This window comes from Sphingomonas sp. Leaf37, assembly GCF_920939475.1.
Lineage (GTDB): Bacteria > Pseudomonadota > Alphaproteobacteria > Sphingomonadales > Sphingomonadaceae > Sphingomonas.
This window is the reverse complement of the sequence record NZ_CAKLAX010000003.1, coordinates 573,550-592,441: the sequence shown is the minus strand read 5'-3', so window position 1 is coordinate 592,441 and position 18,892 is coordinate 573,550. Positions and strand designations below refer to the sequence as shown.

At 66.5% G+C, this 18,892-nt stretch carries 22 protein-coding genes; 19 read left to right on the top strand and 3 right to left on the bottom strand.

What is annotated here, in order from left to right:
• Positions 1 to 64 precede the first annotated feature (64 nt).
• The 4 genes from LRA87_RS12505 (at position 65) to LRA87_RS12490 (ending at position 4,586) form a co-directional block, all read left to right on the top strand.
• Positions 65 to 1,027: a tetratricopeptide repeat protein gene (locus LRA87_RS12505; protein WP_230631787.1), complete on the top strand. Its 963-nt coding sequence runs from the start codon at positions 65 to 67 to the stop codon at positions 1,025 to 1,027.
• On the top strand, positions 990 to 2,003 hold the full coding sequence (gene tilS / locus LRA87_RS12500; RefSeq protein ID WP_230631786.1) for a tRNA lysidine(34) synthetase TilS: 1,014 nt from the start codon (positions 990 to 992) through the stop codon (positions 2,001 to 2,003). Before LRA87_RS12505 ends, tilS begins: the two co-directional genes overlap by 38 nt.
• A 146-nt stretch (positions 2,004 to 2,149) precedes the next feature.
• Positions 2,150 to 4,129, top strand: a complete 1,980-nt coding sequence (ftsH, locus tag LRA87_RS12495; protein WP_329958597.1) for an ATP-dependent zinc metalloprotease FtsH — start codon at positions 2,150 to 2,152, stop codon at positions 4,127 to 4,129.
• A 157-nt stretch (positions 4,130 to 4,286) separates the two neighbouring features.
• Positions 4,287 to 4,586, top strand: a complete 300-nt coding sequence (locus LRA87_RS12490; RefSeq protein WP_230631785.1) for a hypothetical protein — start codon at positions 4,287 to 4,289, stop codon at positions 4,584 to 4,586.
• Between the two features lie 74 nt (positions 4,587 to 4,660).
• Here LRA87_RS12490 and LRA87_RS12485 read toward each other — a convergent pair whose 3' ends face one another.
• Positions 4,661 to 5,731 carry a DUF3667 domain-containing protein gene (locus LRA87_RS12485; protein WP_230631784.1) on the bottom strand — a complete coding sequence of 357 codons (1,071 nt, stop codon included), beginning with the start codon at positions 5,729 to 5,731 and terminating at the stop codon, positions 4,661 to 4,663.
• A gap of 61 nt (positions 5,732 to 5,792) precedes the next feature.
• On the opposite strand from LRA87_RS12485, the gene LRA87_RS12480 reads away from it, so the two are divergent.
• From LRA87_RS12480 to LRA87_RS12415, 14 genes are all read left to right on the top strand, one after another.
• Positions 5,793 to 7,052, top strand: coding sequence for a glutamate-5-semialdehyde dehydrogenase (locus tag LRA87_RS12480; protein WP_230631783.1), 1,260 nt, complete (start codon positions 5,793 to 5,795; stop codon positions 7,050 to 7,052).
• Between the two features lie 36 nt (positions 7,053 to 7,088).
• Complete coding sequence (locus LRA87_RS12475; protein WP_230631782.1) at positions 7,089 to 7,346, top strand: hypothetical protein; 258 nt, start codon at positions 7,089 to 7,091, stop codon at positions 7,344 to 7,346.
• A gap of 14 nt (positions 7,347 to 7,360) precedes the next feature.
• A complete protein-coding gene (locus tag LRA87_RS12470) occupies positions 7,361 to 7,591 on the top strand; it encodes a hypothetical protein (protein WP_230631781.1) in 231 nt (76 codons plus the stop codon).
• Positions 7,588 to 8,208 (top strand): nicotinate-nucleotide adenylyltransferase, encoded by a 621-nt coding sequence (locus LRA87_RS12465; RefSeq protein ID WP_230631780.1) that lies wholly within the window; start codon positions 7,588 to 7,590, stop codon positions 8,206 to 8,208. The genes LRA87_RS12470 and LRA87_RS12465 overlap by 4 nt, the downstream gene beginning before the upstream one ends.
• A 58-nt stretch (positions 8,209 to 8,266) precedes the next feature.
• On the top strand, positions 8,267 to 8,623 hold the full coding sequence (gene rsfS / locus LRA87_RS12460; RefSeq protein WP_230631779.1) for a ribosome silencing factor: 357 nt from the start codon (positions 8,267 to 8,269) through the stop codon (positions 8,621 to 8,623).
• Between the two features lies 1 nt (position 8,624).
• Positions 8,625 to 9,047: a 23S rRNA (pseudouridine(1915)-N(3))-methyltransferase RlmH gene (locus tag LRA87_RS12455; protein ID WP_230632280.1), complete on the top strand. Its 423-nt coding sequence runs from the start codon at positions 8,625 to 8,627 to the stop codon at positions 9,045 to 9,047.
• Between the two features lie 106 nt (positions 9,048 to 9,153).
• Positions 9,154 to 10,293, top strand: coding sequence for a murein hydrolase activator EnvC family protein (locus tag LRA87_RS12450; protein WP_230631778.1), 1,140 nt, complete (start codon positions 9,154 to 9,156; stop codon positions 10,291 to 10,293).
• Between the two features lie 111 nt (positions 10,294 to 10,404).
• Entirely contained in the window at positions 10,405 to 11,739 is a 1,335-nt protein-coding gene (locus tag LRA87_RS12445) for a S41 family peptidase (RefSeq protein ID WP_230631777.1), read from the top strand.
• Positions 11,736 to 12,230 (top strand): disulfide bond formation protein B, encoded by a 495-nt coding sequence (locus tag LRA87_RS12440; protein ID WP_230631776.1) that lies wholly within the window; start codon positions 11,736 to 11,738, stop codon positions 12,228 to 12,230. The genes LRA87_RS12445 and LRA87_RS12440 overlap by 4 nt, the downstream gene beginning before the upstream one ends.
• A complete protein-coding gene (locus LRA87_RS12435; RefSeq protein ID WP_230631775.1) occupies positions 12,227 to 12,763 on the top strand; it encodes a demethoxyubiquinone hydroxylase family protein in 537 nt (178 codons plus the stop codon). Before LRA87_RS12440 ends, LRA87_RS12435 begins: the two co-directional genes overlap by 4 nt.
• An 11-nt stretch (positions 12,764 to 12,774) precedes the next feature.
• Positions 12,775 to 13,245, top strand: coding sequence for a hypothetical protein (locus LRA87_RS12430; protein ID WP_230631774.1), 471 nt, complete (start codon positions 12,775 to 12,777; stop codon positions 13,243 to 13,245).
• 32 nt (positions 13,246 to 13,277) lie between these two features.
• Positions 13,278 to 13,781 carry a DUF2306 domain-containing protein gene (locus LRA87_RS12425; protein ID WP_230631773.1) on the top strand — a complete coding sequence of 168 codons (504 nt, stop codon included), beginning with the start codon at positions 13,278 to 13,280 and terminating at the stop codon, positions 13,779 to 13,781.
• A gap of 3 nt (positions 13,782 to 13,784) precedes the next feature.
• Entirely contained in the window at positions 13,785 to 15,233 is a 1,449-nt protein-coding gene (locus LRA87_RS12420) for a hypothetical protein (protein WP_230631772.1), read from the top strand.
• Positions 15,230 to 15,922, top strand: coding sequence for a DJ-1/PfpI family protein (locus LRA87_RS12415; RefSeq protein ID WP_230631771.1), 693 nt, complete (start codon positions 15,230 to 15,232; stop codon positions 15,920 to 15,922). Before LRA87_RS12420 ends, LRA87_RS12415 begins: the two co-directional genes overlap by 4 nt.
• On the opposite strand, the gene LRA87_RS12410 is transcribed toward LRA87_RS12415, so the two are convergent.
• On the bottom strand, positions 15,913 to 16,551 hold the full coding sequence (locus LRA87_RS12410) for a DedA family protein (RefSeq protein ID WP_230631770.1): 639 nt from the start codon (positions 16,549 to 16,551) through the stop codon (positions 15,913 to 15,915). The genes LRA87_RS12415 and LRA87_RS12410 overlap by 10 nt on opposite strands.
• Positions 16,552 to 16,626: 75 nt before the next feature.
• Between LRA87_RS12410 and LRA87_RS12405 the strand changes: the two genes are divergently transcribed.
• Positions 16,627 to 17,421 carry an aldo/keto reductase gene (locus LRA87_RS12405; RefSeq protein WP_230631769.1) on the top strand — a complete coding sequence of 265 codons (795 nt, stop codon included), beginning with the start codon at positions 16,627 to 16,629 and terminating at the stop codon, positions 17,419 to 17,421.
• A gap of 37 nt (positions 17,422 to 17,458) precedes the next feature.
• Here the strand turns inward: LRA87_RS12405 and LRA87_RS12400 are convergent, their stop codons facing one another.
• Entirely contained in the window at positions 17,459 to 18,850 is a 1,392-nt protein-coding gene (locus LRA87_RS12400; protein ID WP_230631768.1) for a UdgX family uracil-DNA binding protein, read from the bottom strand.
• Positions 18,851 to 18,892 lie beyond the last annotated feature (42 nt).

Here is an 18,892-nt window from a genome sequence, read left to right as displayed (position 1 = left end):
GGTGGCCGGATGCAGCTATGACGGCGTGCCATTAACCAACCACGCGCCGGGGGGTGCCTTGACCATGCGTACGATCATTTGGGCGCTCGCCGCCGCAACCGCTCTCGTTCCGGCCGCTGCGCTGGCGCAGAGCAACGTCGAGGGCCGCGTCGGCAAGCTCGAAAGCGAAATGCGCGCGGTGCAGCGCAAGGTGTTCCCGGGAGGCGGCGGCCAATATCTTCAGCCCGAGATCACCCGTCCCGATGCGCCGCAGCAGGCCGGCGGCATTCCCGCGACCAGCGCGGTCGCCGATGTCACCAGCCGCGTCACCGCGCTGGAACAGCAGATGGCCGGCATGACCGACCAGATCGAACAAACCGGCTACAAGCTTCGCCAGTTGCAGGACCAGTTCGACGCGTACAAGCGCGGCACCGATGCGAAGCTCGCCGGCCTCGCTGCGACGCCCGCGCTGGCGACGACCACGCCGTCGACACCGCTCGGCGACGATGCGGCCGCAAGCGGCGCGACGGCCAGCACCACCGGTCGCCCCCCGCGCACGACGACGTCCCGGCCCACGGCGACCGCGTCGCGGCCCGCCGCCGAGGATGTTGCGGCTGCCCCGGTTGCGGTCGCTGGCGTCGAAAAGCCCGCCACAGGTGACACGCCCGAGGATGAATATACCTATGGCTACCGCCTGTGGGCGGCGAAGCAATATCCGCAGGCCGAGGCGCAGTTGAAGAAGATGGTCGCGGCCTATCCCAAGCACCGCCGCGCCAGCTTCGCGCAGAATCTGCTGGGTCGCGCCTATCTGGATGAAGGCAAGCCGAGCCTCGCCTCGATGGCGTTCTACGACAATTACAAGAAGATGCCGGACGGGGAGCGGGCGCCGGACAGCCTGTATTATCTCGCGCAATCGCTGATGAAGCTCAACAAGCCTGCCGACGCCTGCAAGGTGTACGGCGAGCTGACCGATGTCTATGCCACCAAGATCTCCGGACAGATGAAGGCCGATGTCGAAAAGGGCCGCACCGCCGCCAAATGCCAGTGAACCGTTCGCCCGACAGGCGGAACGTTTCCATCAGGACCTGATCCGGACGCTGGGGCACGAGCCCCGTGGACCGACGCTGTTCGCCGTATCCGGCGGGCCGGACAGCATGGCGATGCTGACGCTCGCCGCCGCGACGTTCGCGGGGCGGGTTCAGGCGGTGACGGTCGATCATCGCCTGCGCGAGGCTGCGGCGGACGAGGCGGCGATGGTTGCCGCGCATTGCGCGATGCTGCGCGTGCCGCATGCGATTCTAACCCCCGCCGAACCGATCGCCGGTGCCAGCATTCAGGCGGCGGCGCGGACCGCCCGATACGCTTTGCTCGCCGCGCATGCGTGCGAGACGGGTGCGGAGGTGCTGGCCACGGCGCATCACGTCGACGATCAGGCCGAAACCTTCCTGATGCGTGCCGCCCGCGGGTCGGGCATCGCGGGGCTGGCGGGCGTGCGACCGCGCGCGACGATCGACGGCGTCACGGTCATCCGGCCGCTGCTTGAATGGCGTCGTGCCGAATTGCGGGCGATCGTCCGGCGCGCGGAGGTGCCGTTCGTCGACGACCCGTCGAACCAGGATCCCGCACACGATCGCACCCGTTTCCGCCGCCTGCTCGATGCCAACGAATGGCTCGGTCCGCCGCAACTGGCACGGTCGGCCGCGGCGCTGGCGGAGGCGGACGGCGATGTCCGGGCGATCGTCGCATGGCTGTGGTCGAGCCGCGCGTCCGCCAGGGGCAACGTCGTGCGGATCGATGTGGACGGCCTGCCGCGGGAACTGACGCGGCGCCTCGCCCGCCGCGCGATCGGGCTGGTGATCGACACCGCCGGCCTCGTCGCACCGCGGTGGAACGATTCGGTGAATATCGAGGCGCTGCTGGACGCGCTCGCCGTCGGCAAGCGTGCGACGCAGGCGGGTGTGATGGTCAATCCGCAAGGTACGGAGTGGCGCTTCCGCCCTGCGCCGGCGCGGCGATCGAGCTGATACGCCCCGCGCATTGGTCGGTCGATCGGGGTTTTGAAACTTTTATAAAGCGGCGGGTGGGCGATCCGCCCGGAATCATCGTCGGACGTCACGAATACGCGCTGCCGTTCCATTGCCATTAACCTGAGTACGCTTATCTTGAGCGGATGAACGACAACGACAAGCAGTCCCCCAACAACGGCGGGAATGACGGCGGCAACAATGGTGGCAGCCCCTGGATGAAAAGCCTGCTCATATGGGTGGGTATCCTGCTGGCGCTCGCCTTGTTCGTGCAGTTGTTCAACGGGCCGACGAGCGCGGGCGCGAGCAATACCGTCGCCTATTCGAAGTTTCTCGATTCGGTCGACGAAGGCACCGTGAAGGATGTCGCGATCAGTCGCGACGTCATCACCGGCACCTACTCGAGCGGTGAAAAATTCCGGACCTATCCGATCCAGGACGCGACGCTGGTCCCGCACCTGCGTGCCAAGAACGTGACGATCGCGGCCAAGCCCGACGAGGGCACGTCGATGTGGATGGTGCTGCTCTATCAGTCGCTGCCCTTCCTGCTGTTTCTCGGCATCGCCTTCTTCGTTCTGAAGCAGATGCAGAAGAACACCGGCGGCGGCGCGATGGGCTTCGGCAAGAGCCGCGCGCGGATGCTGACGCAGAAGGAAGGCAAGGTCACGTTCGACGATGTCGCCGGCATCGACGAAGCGCGATCGGAATTGACCGAGATCGTCGACTTCCTGAAGGACCCGACCAAGTTCGCGCGCCTCGGCGGCAAGATCCCCAAGGGCGCCCTGCTTGTCGGTTCGCCCGGCACCGGCAAGACGCTGCTCGCCCGCGCGATCGCAGGTGAAGCGGGCGTGCCGTTCTTCACCATTTCGGGCTCCGACTTCGTCGAGATGTTCGTCGGTGTCGGCGCATCCCGTGTCCGCGATATGTTCGAACAGGCCAAGAAGAGCGCGCCGTGCATCGTCTTTATCGACGAGATCGACGCGGTCGGTCGCCATCGCGGTGCCGGCCTCGGCAACGGCAACGACGAACGCGAACAGACGCTCAACCAGCTGCTCGTCGAGATGGACGGGTTCGAGGCGAACGAGGGCATCATCATCGTCGCCGCGACCAACCGTCCCGACGTGCTGGATCCTGCGCTGCTGCGTCCCGGCCGTTTCGACCGTCAGGTCGTCGTTCCACGCCCGGATATCGAAGGCCGGATAAAAATACTCGAAGTACACATGAAGAAGGTGCCACTGGCGCCCGACGTCGACGCCCGCGTCATTGCGCGCGGTACGCCGGGCTTCTCGGGTGCGGACCTCGCCAACCTCGTCAACGAAGCCGCGCTCACCGGCGCGCGCAAGGGCAAGCGCCTCGTGGCGATGGCCGAGTTTGAAGAGGCCAAGGACAAGGTCATGATGGGCGCCGAGCGCCGCTCGATGGTCATGACCGAGGATGAGAAGCGGATGACCGCCTATCACGAGGCCGGCCACGCGATCGTATCGATCCACGAACAGGCGTCGGACCCGATCCACAAGGCGACGATCATCCCGCGCGGCCGCGCGCTGGGTATGGTGATGCGCCTGCCGGAACGCGATTCGTACAGCTATCATCGCGACAAGATGTACGCGAACCTCGCGGTGGCGATGGGCGGCCGCGTCGCAGAGGAGATCATCTTCGGCTACGACAAGGTATCGTCGGGCGCGTCGGGCGACATTCAGTACGCTACCGGCCTCGCCCGCGACATGGTCACCAAATGGGGCATGTCGGACAAGGTCGGCCCGGTCGAATACGCCCAGCCGGAGGGCGAATCGTTCCTCGGCTATTCGTCTTCGCAGCCGGTCCGCATGTCGAATGCGACGGCCCAGCTGATCGATGACGAAATCAAGGGCATCGTCGAAGGCGGCCTGACCCGTGCCAAGCAGTTGCTGACCGAGCATGTCGATCAGCTTCACTTGCTAGCCGGTGCATTGCTCGAATATGAGACGCTTTCGGGGGACGAGATCAAGAAGCTGATCGCCGGTGAGGAAATCGGTCGTCCTGATCCGGCGGGTCCCAAGTCCAGCGTGCCGCGCGCCGGAACTTCGATTCCGAAAACGCGCCGTCCGGGCGGACCGTTCGGGACTCCGGCTCCGTTGGGCGCGTGATCCGGTATCGCGGGGTGTTCATCGCCCCGTCAGCAATATCCGACTAATTCGGCGGCATTCCCTAGGAGTGCCGCCGATGTCGTTTAAAGTTCTGATAGCCCCCGCGATCATCTTAAGTGCGGTGTCACTCGGCCTTGCCGCTCCCGCATCCGCAGCAATGACCGTCGGCACGTTCCTGGCGAAGGCGGCCCCACTACGCGCCAATCCCTTCACTGCCCTGACCAACCCGGACTATCAGGTGCTGAAGGCGGAAGCCGACGCCGCGACGCGCCAACTCCGCGCGGAATCGGCTGCACGCAAGGTTGGCAAGAAAAAGCCGATCGCCTGCGTGCCAGACGGTGAGAAGATCGGCATTCTCCAGATGCTCGTCGGCCTCGATGCGTTGCCTGCGTCCGATCGGAAGCTGCCGCTCAAGGATGGCTACGCCAAGGTTCTGGCCCGAACCTATCCCTGCTGATCCTTCCGGCACGGACTGCGCGGACGGGCAATCACGAAACGGGCAGTTCCGAACGACACGGAACCGGAGTTCGATTAGTCCGTCAGTCCGTGCAAGGTCAGCAACACCAGGAACATCGACAGCGCGGTCCAGGCAAAGACCAGCAGCACAGCCGTCCGCCACAATGCCGACCGCTTGCGCAGCGAATAGGCGCCACGCAACTGCCGGAACATATGGACCGGCGGCAGCAACAGCACCACCAGCGACATCCATCCGCCGCTCAGGCCGGCAACGCTCAGCAGCATCAGCGCAATCACCATCAGCATCATGAACGCGAGGCTGTACGTGACGAAGATCGCATGGTCGTACAGCCCGAACCGCCGCCGCCACAGGAACAGGAGGGCGACGAGCGGCGTCGAGATCGGGATCAGCAACCAGCTATATTTATAGGTGCTGGTCTGGAGCTTGTAGAGTGCCAGCCCTGGATTCTTGTTCGCCTTTTCCAGGCCATGGTCCAGCGCCACCCAGCCAGTCTTCGCTTCGGCCAGCTTGAATTCGGTATCGCTCGTTCCGCCGGCCTGCGTCTTCTTCAGTGCTGCTATTGTGGTGCGTAACGCGGTGATCTCACGATCGACCTCCTGCGTCGGTTTGCCCTCCGCAGCCAGCGTGACACGTTGCCCCTCGGCTTTCTCGAGCGCCTTCTGCGCCTTTTCCGCGCCGCGGGCGAAGCCCACCACGTTGCGGCTCATGGTTTCGGGTGAAACCGCCTCGGCAATATCGCCGCCCAGCGCGCTGATCGTCGCGAACATCAGGAATACGGTGAACAGGAACAGCGCCAGCGGAGATACGAACCGTGCCCGCTCACCCGCGACATAGCGGCGGGTCAGGTCACCAGGACGCAACAGCAGCATGGGAAGGGTGCGCCAGATCTTGCCTTCGAAATGAAAGACGCCGTGCGCGATCTCATGCCCGATCGCGCCGACCGTTCGATGGACGTGTGCCGATTGCCCGCAGGCGTGGCAATGCGCGCCGATCAGCCTCGTCCCGCAATTGAGACACAAGTCACCATGACCCTGATGCGCGCCTTCTCCGGCGTGCGGCTCCACCGACCGGGCGGCGAGCGCACCCGTGATGAAATCCCCTGCTGCTGCGATATCCCCCGACATATGCGATGCCTAGCAAGCTCTCGATCGTGGCGCGAGGGGCCTTGTCATGATAACGATCGGTATGACCGACATAGCGCATCTGACAGAATTGATCGCGGAAATGGGTCGGCGCGCTCGGGTCGCCGCCCGAGCGATCGCGGGCCTGCCGACGCCGGCAAAGGCCACCGGCCTGCGGGCTGCCGCCGCCCGTCTGCGCGATGCGGAGCCTGTGATCCTCGCCGCCAATGCCCGGGACATGGCGACGGCAGCCGGACGGGGGCTGTCCGATGCGCTGCTCGACCGGTTGAGACTTGATCCCGACCGCATTGCAGGAATGGTCGCGGGTGTGGAGGCGGTGGCGGCGCTGGACGATCCGGTCGGCCGGACGATCGACCGCAGCGAAAGGCCTAATGGCCTTGCGCTCACGCGCGTCCGCGTGCCCATCGGCGTGATCGGCATCGTCTACGAATCGCGCCCCAACGTCACTGCGGACGCTGCGGCACTTTGCGTCATGGCGGGCAATGCGGCGATCCTGCGCGGCGGTTCCGAAGCCGTCCACAGCAACCGCGCGATCCATGCTGCGCTGATCACGGGCTTCGCCGACACCGGTCTATCCGTCGATGCGGTGCAACTGGTGCCGACCACCGACCGCGCCGCCGTCGGCGCGATGCTGGCTGCGGACGGCGCGATAGATCTCATCGTGCCGCGCGGCGGCAAGAGCCTCGTCGCCCGTGTCCAGGCCGAGGCGCGCGTGCCGGTGCTCGCGCATCTCGACGGTATCAATCACGTCTATGTCCACGCCTCTGCGGATTCGGCGATGGCGCGGGACATCGTCGTCAATGCCAAGATGCGCCGCACGGGGGTGTGCGGATCGATGGAAACGCTGCTGATCGATCGTGGCTATCCGCAGCCTGCAGCGCTGGTGACGGCGCTTGCAGAAGCAGGCTGCGTGGTTCGCGGTGACGATGCGATCGTTGCCCTGACTGGCGCGGCACCCGCGGATGCTGCCGATTGGGATACCGAATATCTCGACGCCATCGCCTCGGTCGCGCAAGTTGACGGCGTCGAGGACGCGATGGCGCATATCGCCCGCCACGGCTCGCATCACACCGATGCGATCGTCGCCGCGGACACGACGGTCGCCGAACGCTTCCTGGCTGGCGTCGACAGCGCGATCGTCTTGTGGAACGCGTCGACCCAGTTTGCCGACGGTGGGGAATTCGGGCTCGGCGCGGAGATCGGCATCGCTACCGGCCGTTTGCATGCGCGTGGTCCGGTCGCACTGGAGGGGCTGACGACGTATAAATGGGTAGGACGCGGGACGGGGCAGGTGCGCCGATAAGTTGAGATGGCGGGACAAGCGGTCTATATCGGTCTTATGGCCAATCGTCAGCCGCTTCAAACCGAGAGGATGGCGCTCTTCGATCGTATCGCACAACGGCGGGGCATAAGCAGTCAGGCGATCCGTCGGGCGACGGAAAGCAATGACGGTTTGGACGCGTTCATTCAGGTCTGTGTCGATGTGCTCGACCGGAGTGACGGCATACCGCATGAGCCGGCGATGGCGGGGCTCGATGCGATGATCGCCAAGCGCCGGCTTGACGCGGATAATCCGGTCGCCGTTGGCGCTGGATGACATCCGCGACATCGATGACTGCCGATGCGGAAGGCGCTGTCAGACGTCGCCCCGTGGCGTTGAGGGCAGCGCGAGATAATAGCCAGTTTTTCGGCAATGTCGCGCAGGGTGATTGTCTGATCGTCGACGATCATCGCATCCTTCGCGGTAATGATACGCCTCACCTGATCCGCGACCGTATTATTGATACGGCCGTAGAGATCATCTGCGTTCGAGAGTGCGAGAATTGGCTGTTTGGTCGTTGAGGACAACCGGCCTGCTCGGCGGATCGTTCAATCCGGCGCACCGCGGGCATCGCGGGATCACGCTCGCCGCGATCCGCGCGCTGGACCTCGACGAGGCGTGGTGGCTGGTGTCGCCCGGCAACCCGCTGAAGGCCGGCGCGCGCGACATGGCGCCGCTTGCTGCGCGGCTCGCGTCTGCTCGAAGCATGGCGCGGCGTGCGCCGATCCGGGCGACCGACATCGAGACGCGGCTGCACACGCGCTACACGCTCGATACCCTGCGCAAGCTCGAGCGTCGGTACCCCAAGCGACGGTTCATCTGGCTGATGGGGGCGGACAATCTGGCGCAGTTCCATCGCTGGCGGGGATGGCGTGAGATCGCCCGTACGATGCCGATTGCGGTGATCGCGCGTCCGGGGTATGACGATGACGCCCTCGCGAGTGTCGCGATGGGTTGGCTGCGACGCTTCCAACGGCCCGCACGCCAGGCGAAGCATTGGACGACGTGGAGATTGCCGGCACTCGTGCTGTTGCGCTTCCGCCCCGACCCTACCTCCGCGACCGCGGCCCGAGCGGCCGATCCCGACTGGCACCGGCGCCACCCGGCCCAGCAACCCAGGAGTACCCTTGGCGAGTAACCCCCATGCCGTGCGGCCAGCCGACCCGGCCGAAGTCGAAGCTTTGCATCGGCTGATCATGGCGTCGCTTGACGACGATCAGGCGGAAGAGGTCATCACGATCCCGCTCGCCGGCAAATCGTCGATCGCCGATCACATGGTGATCGCCAGCGGTCGGTCGACGCGCCAGGTCGCATCGATGGCGCACAAGCTCGCCGAGAAGATCAAGGCGGAATTCGGCCGCAGCGTGCGGATCGAAGGATTGCAGACCGCCGACTGGGTGTTGATCGACGCGAACGACGTCATCATCCACCTGTTCCGGCCGGAGGTGCGCACCTTCTACAACTTGGAGCGGATGTGGCAGTTCGGCGATACCGTGTCGTCGTCGCTGAAGCCGCTGCCGCCGGAAGTCACCAACCCGACCACCGAGGTCTGACATCCTTCTTCACGTGGTCGCACGCGGGCGGATCGGGCGCTCGCCCGAGGCCGAACTGGTCGACCGCTATCTGAAGCGGATCGTCTGGCCGACGCGCGTCACCGAGCTGCCCGACACCGGCGGCAAGCTGCCGACGTTGGCGACGCAGACGATCCGCGTCCTGCTGGACGAGAAGGGCGAGGTGCTGGGCTCGATCGATTTCGCGCGCCGGCTGGAGCGTTGGCGCGACAGCGGTACGCGTGAGGTCCGCTTCATGATCGGCGCGGCGGACGGCTTCGGCGACGCCGAGCGCGCCGAGGCGGACCTGCTGCTGTCGTTCGGTCGCGCGACGTGGCCGCACATGCTGGCGCGGGCGATGCTGGCGGAGCAATTGTTTCGCGCGACGGCGATCCTGGCGGGTCATCCGTATCATCGGGAGGGGTAAAGCGATGGCGGTGCTGCTGTCCTCACCCTTCCGCACCTGCGGTGCCCTCTCGCTAAGAGAGGGGGGCAAGAGAGCGAGGGGGCGGGGCAACAAGCATGTCGCGCTGGTGGCCCTAGCCCTTCTTTCGCTCGTCATTCCCGCGCAAGGACAGACGTTACCCGATCAGCGCCAGCGGCTCGCGGCGGCCAAGCGCGATGCCGCCGTTGCCACGCGCAAGGCAGAAGATCTCGCCGCCCGCGCCTCCGCCGAGCGAAACGCGGCCGACAAGGCGCGTGCCGAGGAAGCCGCACTCGCCGCGCGCGTCACCGCTGCCGAGGCTACGCTTACCGCGGCCCAGGCGCGGCAGGCGATCGTCACCCGGCTGCTTGCAAACCAGCAGGCGACGCTCGGTACGGCACAGGCCCCCGTTGCGCGACTGCTCGCCGCACTGACCGCGCTGGCCCGGCGGCCGACGATGGTCGCTATCGCGCAGCCCGGATCGGTCGACGACCTCGTCCATGTTCGCGCGGTATTGGGTGGGGCACTGCCGATCGTGCAGGCGAAAACGCAATCGGTCCGCCGGCAGATCGCGCGCACTCGCGCGCTTCAGCATGACGCGATCGTCGCTGCTGCTGCCCTTCGCACCGGACGTGCCGAACTGGAAGCGAGTCGTGTCGAGCTGGCGCGGCTGGAGGCGAATCATCGACAGCGCAGTCGAATGCTGGTCCGCGGCGCGATGAGCGAATCGGACCGTGCGCTGGCACTCGGTGAGCGTGCACGCGATCTTGTCGATTCTCTCGACGAGGGCGATGTCGCTCAGGCGACGGCGGTTGATCTCGCCGGGCTGGTCGGGCCATTGCCGCGTCCGCTGGCACCCGGCGCAGTCCTGCCCGTGCCGCTGGCAGGCGCCTATCGCTTGCCGGTGCGCGGGCGGCTCGTCACCGGGTTCGACGAGATATCCGCAGCCGGCGTCCGTTCGCGCGGGCTGACCTTTGCCGTGTCGTCCGGCGCGCAGGTCGTCGCACCGGCGGCAGGCGTGGTGCGTTACGCCCGGCCGTTCCGGGGTTACGGTACGATCGTCATCGTCGATCATGGCGACGGCTGGACCAGTCTTATCACGGGATTGGCCAGTGCCGGGGTCGTGGTCGGCCAGCGCCTGCCTACCGGAGCGCCGCTGGGTATCGCCAGCCGGAGCGAGGAGCCGCGGATCACCGTCGAATTGCGCCGTCGCGGCCGGCCGATGGACATCGCTGCGCTGCTCGGCTGAAGCCCCCGGACTCGTTGGGTCAAAGTCAGCCCGCATTCAGCGTCGCTGCGCTTTGCTAGTGTTCGAGAAAAAGGCTAAACGCGTACAGTTTTCCCGCCTTCAGGATGTTCGATGGCCCGTCCGCTGCTTACCGCGACCGCAATCCTCGGCTCGCTCTGCCTGATCCCGCTCGCAACGCAGGCGATGGCGGCGGTCGATACCGACACCTACCGCGAATTCGACCAGTTCCTCGACGTGTTCAACCGGATCAAGGCGGATTACGTCGACAAGGTCGACGATAAGAAGCTGATCAAGGGCGCGATCCAGGGCATGCTGACCAGTCTCGATCCGCATTCGAGCTATGTCGATGCGCTCGACTACGACAATCTGCGTATCCAGACCGAAGGCAATTACGGCGGCCTCGGCCTTACCGTCCAGATGGAGGACGGCGCGGTCAAGGTGGTGGCGCCTCAGGAGGATACGCCGGCGTTCCGCGCGGGTGTAAAGTCGGGCGACTATATCACCCATATCGACGGCAAGCTGATCTATGGCGAGACGCTGGACGAGGCGATCGGCCTGATGCGGGGCAAGCCCGGGACCAAGATCAGCCTGACGCTGGTCCGACCTGGGCAGGACAAGCCGGTCGAGGTGACGATGAACCGTGAGGTCATCATCCAGAAGCCGGTAAAATGGGAAGTCCGCGGTCAGGTCGGCTACATCAACATCAACACGTTTTCCGAAAGCACTGGAGCCGATACCCGCGCCGCGATCATGGCGATCGACAAGAGCCTCGGCCATCGACCGCTCGGCTATGTCGTCGATCTGCGCGACAATGGCGGCGGGCTGCTGACGCAGGCGATCGCGGTGAGTGATGCGTTTCTTGAGCGTGGTGAGATCGTTTCACAGCGCGGGCGTGAAAAGGCGGACATCGAGCGTTATTTCGCGAAATCGGGGGATGATGCACACGGTTTGCCGGTCGTCGTGCTGACCAATCCCGGCACCGCATCGGCATCCGAGATCGTCGCGGGCGCGCTGCAGGATCATCACCGCGGGCTGGTAATGGGCGAGCGCAGCTTCGGTAAGGGATCGGTGCAGACGCTGCTGCAACTCGGGCCGCAGACCGCCCTGCGCCTGACCACCGCGCGCTATTACACGCCGTCCGGTCGCAGCGTGCAGGAGGGCGGGATCGAGCCCGACATCCGCGTGCCGCAGATCAGCGACCCCGATTTCAAGACGCGTCCCGTATTCCGCGAGGCCGACCTGCGCCGCCACCTGATCAACGAGGTGAAGGCGGACAACAAGGTGCTGGAGGAGGACGTCAAGGACGATCCCCGCTTTGCGATGACCGCGGACCAGCTCAAGAAGCAGGGCATCGAGGACTTCCAGCTCTATTATGCGCTGAAGACGGTCGCGCGACTGGGCGGGCCGACGCAGGTGGCGGCGGCGACCAGGCCGAAGGCCAAGTGAGCCGCCCGCTGACCCACGCCGAGCGGCAGGCGCGCTGGATCGCCCTGCTGTTGCCGGCCGCCTTGCTGGCGGGGGCATGGGGATCGCAGCTGATCGGCCACCTGTATCCGTGCGAGATGTGTCACTGGCAGCGCTGGCCGCACTATGCCGCGCTGCCGTTCGCGGTGCTGGCATTCGTCGTGCCGCAGCGAAGCATCGCCAAGGCATTCGTGATCCTCGCCGCGCTGCTGATCGCGGTGTCGGGGGCGATCGGCGTCGCGCATGCCGGGGTGGAATATCATTGGTGGAACGGCTTCACCGCCTGCACCCAGACGGTCGATCTGCGCGGGCTGGGGCCGGAGGCGCGGCTGGAGGCGTTGATGAAGGCGCCGGTGGTGCGCTGCGACGTCGCGCAATGGTCGGTGGCGGGCATTTCGCTCGCCGGGTTCAACGCGATCCTGTCATTGGGCGGCGCGGCCCTTATCTTGTGGCTGATGAGGAGATCGCGATGAGCCGCTGGAAGCCCGGGGACCGGCGCGAGCCGACCGATGCGATGATCCGCGTCGATCAGGCGGGCGAATACGGCGCGACGCGCATCTATGCGGGGCAGCTCGCGGTGTTGGGCGACCGGCATCCAGCCTCGCGCGCGATCCACCATATGGCGGTGCAGGAGGAGCGGCATCGCGCCTTTTTCGACGATCTGATCGCGCGGCGCGGCGTGCGGCCGACACTGTTCCAGCCGTTCTGGGACAAGGCGGGCTTTGCGCTGGGCGCGATCACCGCGGCGATCGGCCCCAATGCCGCGATGGCCTGCACCGCGGCGGTGGAGACCGAGATCGACCAGCATTATCAGGAACAGCTGGACGCGTTGGGAACCAGCGACCCCGAACTGTCCGACGCGATCGCCGATTTTCAGGCGGAAGAGCTGGAGCATCGTGACCATGCGCTTGCCAACGGTGCCGAACAGGCGGTGGGCTATCCAGTGCTGAGCGGATTCATCCGGCTGGGCTGCAAAGTCGCGATCGCGGCGGCGAAGAGGATTTGAGAGGAATGTCGATGCGTACGATCGTCGCAACCGCACTGATGCTGGTCGCCAGCCCGGCGCTGGCCCAACAGGCCGCGCAGGTCACGCCAACGCCCGCGTTGCCCGGAGCATCCAGGCCGACCGTAATCAATACGCCGGGAGAGGTCGCCAAGCGCGCACCGGTGAACGGCGTGCTGGTGCTGTATGGCAACGAGCGGTGCCCGACCAATACGGATGGCGACGAGATCGTCGTTTGCGAACGCCGGAGCGCGCGCGAGCAGTATCGCGTTCCCAAGGAACTGCGCGATTTCCAGGTGACGCCGCAAAATGAAAGCTGGGCGGCGCGCGCGCAGGGTACGCTCGACACCGGCGTCGGCGTCAGCACGTTGGGGAGCTGTTCGGCGGTGGGTGCGGCAGGCCAGACCGGCTGCTTCGTCCAGAATGCCCGTGCCGTCCGCAAGGAGAACCAGGCACGCAAGGTCGAGGAAGCCCGCGTTCCCTGACGGGGGCGCTCGACGATCCGGGGGGACACGACATGGCGACGATCATCGAACGACGCACCGTGCCACTGAAGGCCGATGCATTCGAGCGCATCCTGAGCGCATTCGCCGTCGTCCTGATCGCCGCGGTCGCGGCGGCCCTCGCCCGCGGACAGGCGCAATGGCATGCGGTGCCGGGTATGGTGTGGGCGCATATCGCGACGATCCTCGTTGCGTTGACCCTGACTCCCGTCATCCTGCTGGGCCGAAGGGGCGATACGCGCCATCGGCAACTCGGACGGATCTGGGTCGCCGCCATGCTGCTGACGGCGGCATTGTCGTTCGGTATCCGCTTCGCCGATCCCGGCGGCTTCAGCCTGATCCACATCCTGTCGATATGGGTGCTGATCCAGGCACCGTTGCTGTGGCATACCGCGCGGACGCATCAGGTCGCGCGCCACCGGCGCAGCGTTCGCGGGCTGGTCACCGGCGCGTTGCTCATCGCCGGGTTCTTCACCTTTCCGTTCGACAGAATGCTCGGCCACTGGTTGTTCGGCTGACGCATGCGCGACATACGCATCGTCCTGTTCGCGTTGGTGTGGTTCAGTTGCGCGTGGTTCGGATCTTGGGAGCTCAACGCGAACAATGCCACGCGCATGTTCGCCGCGGTCAGCCTGGTCGAGGACGGCGATGCGACGATCGACGAGTTCGCAGCGCTGACGATCGACAAGGCGGCGTTCGCGGGTCACGCCTATCTCGACAAGCCACCGGGCATGACGCTGATGGCGCTGCCCGCCGTGTGGCTGGCGGGCAAGGCGACGGGGGAAACGAGCGCGACGTTCGGGGCGGCGCCGGCAGGCCCGGGGTTCGAGCGATATCTGCGGCTGCGAACCCGGCTGGCGACCGCGAGCGGACCGGCGATGCTGACGGCGCTGGCAGCCGTATTGCTGTTCGATCTGGCGGTCGGGATCACCGGCAGTGCGGCAGCGGGGCTGTTCGCGGCAATCGGTTATGCGCTCGGTACGCCGGTATGGGGCTGGTCGACGACGGTGCTGGGGCATGCCGTCGTTGCCGATTGCTACGTCGTCGCCTTGTGGGCGATCATGCGCGGGACCCGTCATTCGTCGGGCGGGATCGGCTATGCAATGATCGCCGGCGCGAGCCTGGGGTGGGCCGTGGTGGTGGAGCATCAGGCGGTGCTCGCCGGGCTGGCGATCGCCGGATGGGCCGCGTGGCGAATATGGCCGCGTCCCGACCGGTGGCGGCTGATCGGCGCGGCGACGGCAGCGGGCGTCATCGCGCTCGTGCCGCTCGGCCTCTACAATCTGGTGGCGTTCGGCACGCCGTTTCGCGTGGGCTATTCCGGCGTCGTCGGGTGGGAGGGCATGCATCAGGGGCTGTTCGGGCTCGGCATGCCGCGGTTGCGCGTGGTGCAATCGATCCTGTTCAGCTTTCGACTGGGTTTGATCTGGGTGGCGCCTGTGCTGGTGCTCGCTCCGCTCGGCCTGTGGTTCTGGGCGCGTCGGCGGTCCACCCGCGACGTGGCGATCGTCGCGGTGGCCGTGGCGGCCATCGTGCTGCTGGTCAACGCCGCCTATGTCTATTGGGACGGCGGCAATGCGACCGGGCCCCGGTTCGCGATCCCCGTGGTCGCCCCGCTGGCGCTGGGTCTTGCGGCGGAGTGGATGCGGTCGAACAGCCGCGGCGAGCGGACCGCGATGACGCTGGTGCTGGCGCTCTCGATCGCCATCAATGCGGCGATCGCCTCGGCGGATATCTTCGCGCCGCCACTGACTGCGTTTCCCGTGTGGCAATGGGTGATCGCGGGCAATTTCGCCAACGGATACCTGCGCACCGTGCCGAGCGAGTGGTTCGGCTGGAGCGCATGGGCGGGATTCTATTGGTGGGCAGCGCTGGCGATACCGATGATGGGATGGCTTGCGTGGCGGGTGCACCGGGCGGACTTGCGACGGACACAGGCTTCGGCCTCGCTGGAAGGAAACTGCCCGTGACCGAGCCGCTTCGCGTTGCCTTTCTGCTGTTTCCGAACGTCACCCAGCTCGACCTTACCGGGCCGGTGCAGGTGCTCTCGCGACTCGGTGACGCCCGGCTCGATCTGGTCTGGAAGACGCTGGAGCCGGTGCCGACCGATGCCGGTTTCTCCATCCTGCCCACCGCGACACTGGCGGAGATACCGCGCGCCGACATCCTGTGCGTGCCGGGCGGGTTCGGGGTGAACGGCGTCATCGCCGACGATGCGGTGATGGACTGGGTGGGGGCAATCGGGCGCGAGGCGGCGTGGGTAACCAGCGTGTGCACCGGATCGCTGATCCTCGGTGCGGCCGGTTTGCTGGATGGCTATCGCGCCGGGTGCCACTGGTCGCAGCGACACATGCTGCCGCTGTTCGGGGCGGAACCGGTCGCCGAGCGCGTCGTGATCGATCGCAACCGGGTGACCGGCGGCGGGGTGACGGCGGGGATCGATTTCGCATTGAGGCTGACCGCGATCCTGCGCGGTGAGGACCATGCCAGATCGGTGCAGCTCAGCTTCGAATACGATCCGCAGCCGCCGTTCGACAGCGGCTCACCGGAGCGCGCGGGTCCCGATATCGTCGCCGCGGTCCAGCGTCGTACGCGGGCGCTGGTGCCGACCCGCGACGACGATTTGCGCGCGCTCGCGAAACGGCGCGGTTACGGCTGAGGCTGGCGCTTCAGGCCGCGGACGCGGTGCCAGATGTAGAAGGCGACGAGCGCGACGAGGACGATACCGATCAGCAGGTCGGCACGGTGGAAGGCGGCCTTGACGCGCGGATCGCTGTTCCACTTGTCGCCGAGCTTCAGCCCGACCCAGGCGAGGCCGAAGCACCACGGCCAGCTGCCGATGAAGGTGTAGACGTGGAACGGCACCAGCCGCATGCGGGCGACGCCGGCGGGAAAGGCGATGAAGCTGCGGATGACGGGCAGCAGGCGACCGATCAGCACCGCGGCCGACCCCCAGCGCGCGAAGAAGCGGTCGGCGGCGTCGAGCTCGCCCGGCCCGATCAGCACATAGCGACCCCAGCGTTCCGCCATCGGCCGGCCGCCGCGCTTGCCGACTTCATAGGCGACGATCGAGCCGAGGTTGCAGCCGATCGCGCCGGCGGTCGCGGCGAGATAGAGGTCGAAGCGGCCGGTGGAGACCAGATAGCCCGCGAAGGGCATGATGATCTCGGACGGGAGCGGGATGCATGCGCTCTCGATCGCCATCAGGATCGCGATGCCGACGTAGCCGCCGCTGGAGATCACCCAGATGGTGAAGGTGGCGAGGACGCCCAGGATCTTTTCGAACATGGGCGTGGGGCTTGGCGGATCGCGCGCGCGAAGGGAAGGGGGAACCGCGTGGGGGCATCGGGCGCTTGTGCGACCATGACCGATCTCACCTTCAACGACAGCCGCACCATGCCCCAGCTGGGGCTCGGCACCTGGAAACTTCCCGATGCGCAGGCGCCGATGGTGGTGCGGCGCGCGCTCGATACGGGCTATCGCCTGATCGACACCGCCGCGATCTATGGCAACGAGCGTGGTGTCGGCGATGGCGTTCGGGGTAGCGAGGCGTTCGTCACGACCAAGCTGTGGAACGATCGGCAGCGCGACCCGGCGGCGGCGCTGGACGAGAGCCTGTCGCTGCTGGGGCTGGACGCGGTCGACCTGTATCTGATCCATTGGCCGGCACCGGGGCAGGGCCTGTACGTCGATGCGTGGAAGGCGCTGGTGGAGCTGCGCGTGGCAGGCAAGACGCGATCGATCGGCGTATCGAACTTCCTGCCCGAACATCTGGATGCGATCATCGAGGCGACGGGCGTGACGCCCGTGCTCAACCAGATCGAACTCCACCCGCGCTATCAGCGGCGCGAGGAGCGGGCGTATCACGAGGCGCACGGCATCGTGACGCAATCGTGGAGCCCGCTGGGGCAGGGCGGCGACCTGTTGCGCGATCCGGCGATCGTGGCGGTGGCGGAGAAGCATCAGCGCTCGGCCGCGCAGGTGGTGATCGCCTGGCATCTGGCGCACGGGTTTTCGGTGATCCCGAAGGCCGCGGACCCGGAGCATATGAGCGACAATTTCGCGGCGCTGGATCTGACGCTCGACGACGGGGATCTGGCGGCGATCGATGCGTTGGAGCGGGGCGAGCGGATGGGGGAGGATGCTCGCGCGATGTGATCTGGCCCGTGGGTAAGGCGTGTCGCGGTTGAAGACGCTAGCCCAACGCCGCCTTCGCCAGCTTCAGGTCTTCCACGAAACGTGCGTATTCGTCCTGCTTTTGCGCCTCGTCGGGCAGGCGGAGGAGGTAGCTGGGGTGGACGGTGATCCATGCTTCGCCGCCGTCGGGTAGCTGCACCGGGCGACCGCGTTCCTTGCCGATCGTGACGGTGCGACCCAGCAGCGAGCGGGCGGCGGTGGCGCCCAGCGCGACAGTCACCTGCGGGCGGATGAGCATGCGTTCCTGTTCGATCCACCAGCGGCAGGCGGTAATCTCGCCGGTGTCGGGCTTGGCATGGATACGGCGTTTGCCGCGCTGTTCGTATTTGAAATGCTTGACCGCGTTGGTGACGTAGACGCGCGAGCGGTCGATGTCGGCGGCGGCGACGGCGCGGTTGAATACCTGCCCGGCTGGACCCACGAACGGCGTGCCGGCGAGGTCCTCCTGATCGCCGGGCTGTTCGCCGACGAACATCATTGCCGCATCGACCGGACCTTCGCCGAACACCGTTTGCGTCGCGTGCTTGTAGAGGTGGCAGCGGGTGCAGGTCGCCGCCTCGTCGCGCAGTGCCTCCCACGCCGCCTGTGCATTGCCGCCGATGGCTGTTCTGGCGGTTTCGATCATGCCGCTCTCCCGTGCCTGCGCGCCTGCGATCAATTGGCCGACCAACGCGGTTTCGGGCATGTTTTTCCAGTATTTGCGCGGCATTTCCTTCAGCATCGCGCCGATCTTCACGCGGGCGGGGTTGAAGATGCTGGCGTAATAGGTCTTCCACACCTCTTCGGTCGGATCGCCGTCGGGGGCGTCTGCCTTGCTGGCGCCGGGGCCTTCCGACAGCGCCTTGCCGTCCCAGTGGAGCGACACTTCGGGCGTCAGGATCGACCAGCGCATGCTGGCGAAGCGGTTGACGAAGAAGGCAGCGTTGGCGCGGACGATATGGTGTTCGGGCTCGAACCACGCGACGTAGCGACTGGTGCCGTCGTCGTCCTGCACCTCGCGGAAGCGGAGGAAAGCGCGCATCTTGTGGATGTCGCGGCGGACGTTCTTGGCGATGACCTCCAGCTTGCGGATCAGCGGGTCGGCCTGATCCTCCATCAGCTTGGGTTCGCGGCGCAGGCGGCTGAGCGCGGTGTAGAGGAGGGCGAAGCGTTCGGGTTCGTCGGCCATGACGACGCTGCGGGCGAGGTCGATGAAGGCGCGGGGGACGGAGAAGGGGCTGGGCGCCTGCGCTGGTGCGGCGTCTTCGGGGGTGGTGGCGAACAGGTCTTCGGGCGTGTCGCCGACCTGCCAGACGACGTCGTCTGGCGGCACCTGTTGTGCGGCGAGCGCGCGGGCGGTGTCACGCCAGGCATCGAAATCGTCGGGCGCGGGCAGTACGGCTATACGCATTGGGTATTCACCTCGTCACCCCGGAACACGTCCGGGGTGACG

What these genes read in the sequence shown, in the direction of transcription:
- LRA87_RS12505 (WP_230631787.1), top strand. Translation starts at nt 65, where the DNA reads ATGCGTACGATCATTTGGGCGCTCGCCGCCGCAACCGCTCTCGTTCCG.
- tilS (WP_230631786.1), top strand. Translation starts at nt 990, where the DNA reads ATGTCGAAAAGGGCCGCACCGCCGCCAAATGCCAGTGAACCGTTCGCC.
- ftsH (WP_329958597.1), top strand. Translation starts at nt 2,150, where the DNA reads ATGAACGACAACGACAAGCAGTCCCCCAACAACGGCGGGAATGACGGC.
- LRA87_RS12490 (WP_230631785.1), top strand. Translation starts at nt 4,287, where the DNA reads ATGACCGTCGGCACGTTCCTGGCGAAGGCGGCCCCACTACGCGCCAAT.
- LRA87_RS12485 (WP_230631784.1), bottom strand. Translation starts at nt 5,731, where the DNA reads ATGTCGGGGGATATCGCAGCAGCAGGGGATTTCATCACGGGTGCGCTC.
- LRA87_RS12480 (WP_230631783.1), top strand. Translation starts at nt 5,793, where the DNA reads ATGACCGACATAGCGCATCTGACAGAATTGATCGCGGAAATGGGTCGG.
- LRA87_RS12475 (WP_230631782.1), top strand. Translation starts at nt 7,089, where the DNA reads ATGGCCAATCGTCAGCCGCTTCAAACCGAGAGGATGGCGCTCTTCGAT.
- LRA87_RS12470 (WP_230631781.1), top strand. Translation starts at nt 7,361, where the DNA reads ATGACTGCCGATGCGGAAGGCGCTGTCAGACGTCGCCCCGTGGCGTTG.
- rsfS (WP_230631779.1), top strand. Translation starts at nt 8,267, where the DNA reads ATGGCGTCGCTTGACGACGATCAGGCGGAAGAGGTCATCACGATCCCG.
- LRA87_RS12445 (WP_230631777.1), top strand. Translation starts at nt 10,405, where the DNA reads ATGGCCCGTCCGCTGCTTACCGCGACCGCAATCCTCGGCTCGCTCTGC.
- LRA87_RS12435 (WP_230631775.1), top strand. Translation starts at nt 12,227, where the DNA reads ATGAGCCGCTGGAAGCCCGGGGACCGGCGCGAGCCGACCGATGCGATG.
- LRA87_RS12430 (WP_230631774.1), top strand. Translation starts at nt 12,775, where the DNA reads ATGCGTACGATCGTCGCAACCGCACTGATGCTGGTCGCCAGCCCGGCG.
- LRA87_RS12425 (WP_230631773.1), top strand. Translation starts at nt 13,278, where the DNA reads ATGGCGACGATCATCGAACGACGCACCGTGCCACTGAAGGCCGATGCA.
- LRA87_RS12420 (WP_230631772.1), top strand. Translation starts at nt 13,785, where the DNA reads ATGCGCGACATACGCATCGTCCTGTTCGCGTTGGTGTGGTTCAGTTGC.
- LRA87_RS12410 (WP_230631770.1), bottom strand. Translation starts at nt 16,551, where the DNA reads ATGTTCGAAAAGATCCTGGGCGTCCTCGCCACCTTCACCATCTGGGTG.
- LRA87_RS12405 (WP_230631769.1), top strand. Translation starts at nt 16,627, where the DNA reads ATGACCGATCTCACCTTCAACGACAGCCGCACCATGCCCCAGCTGGGG.
- LRA87_RS12400 (WP_230631768.1), bottom strand. Translation starts at nt 18,850, where the DNA reads ATGCGTATAGCCGTACTGCCCGCGCCCGACGATTTCGATGCCTGGCGT.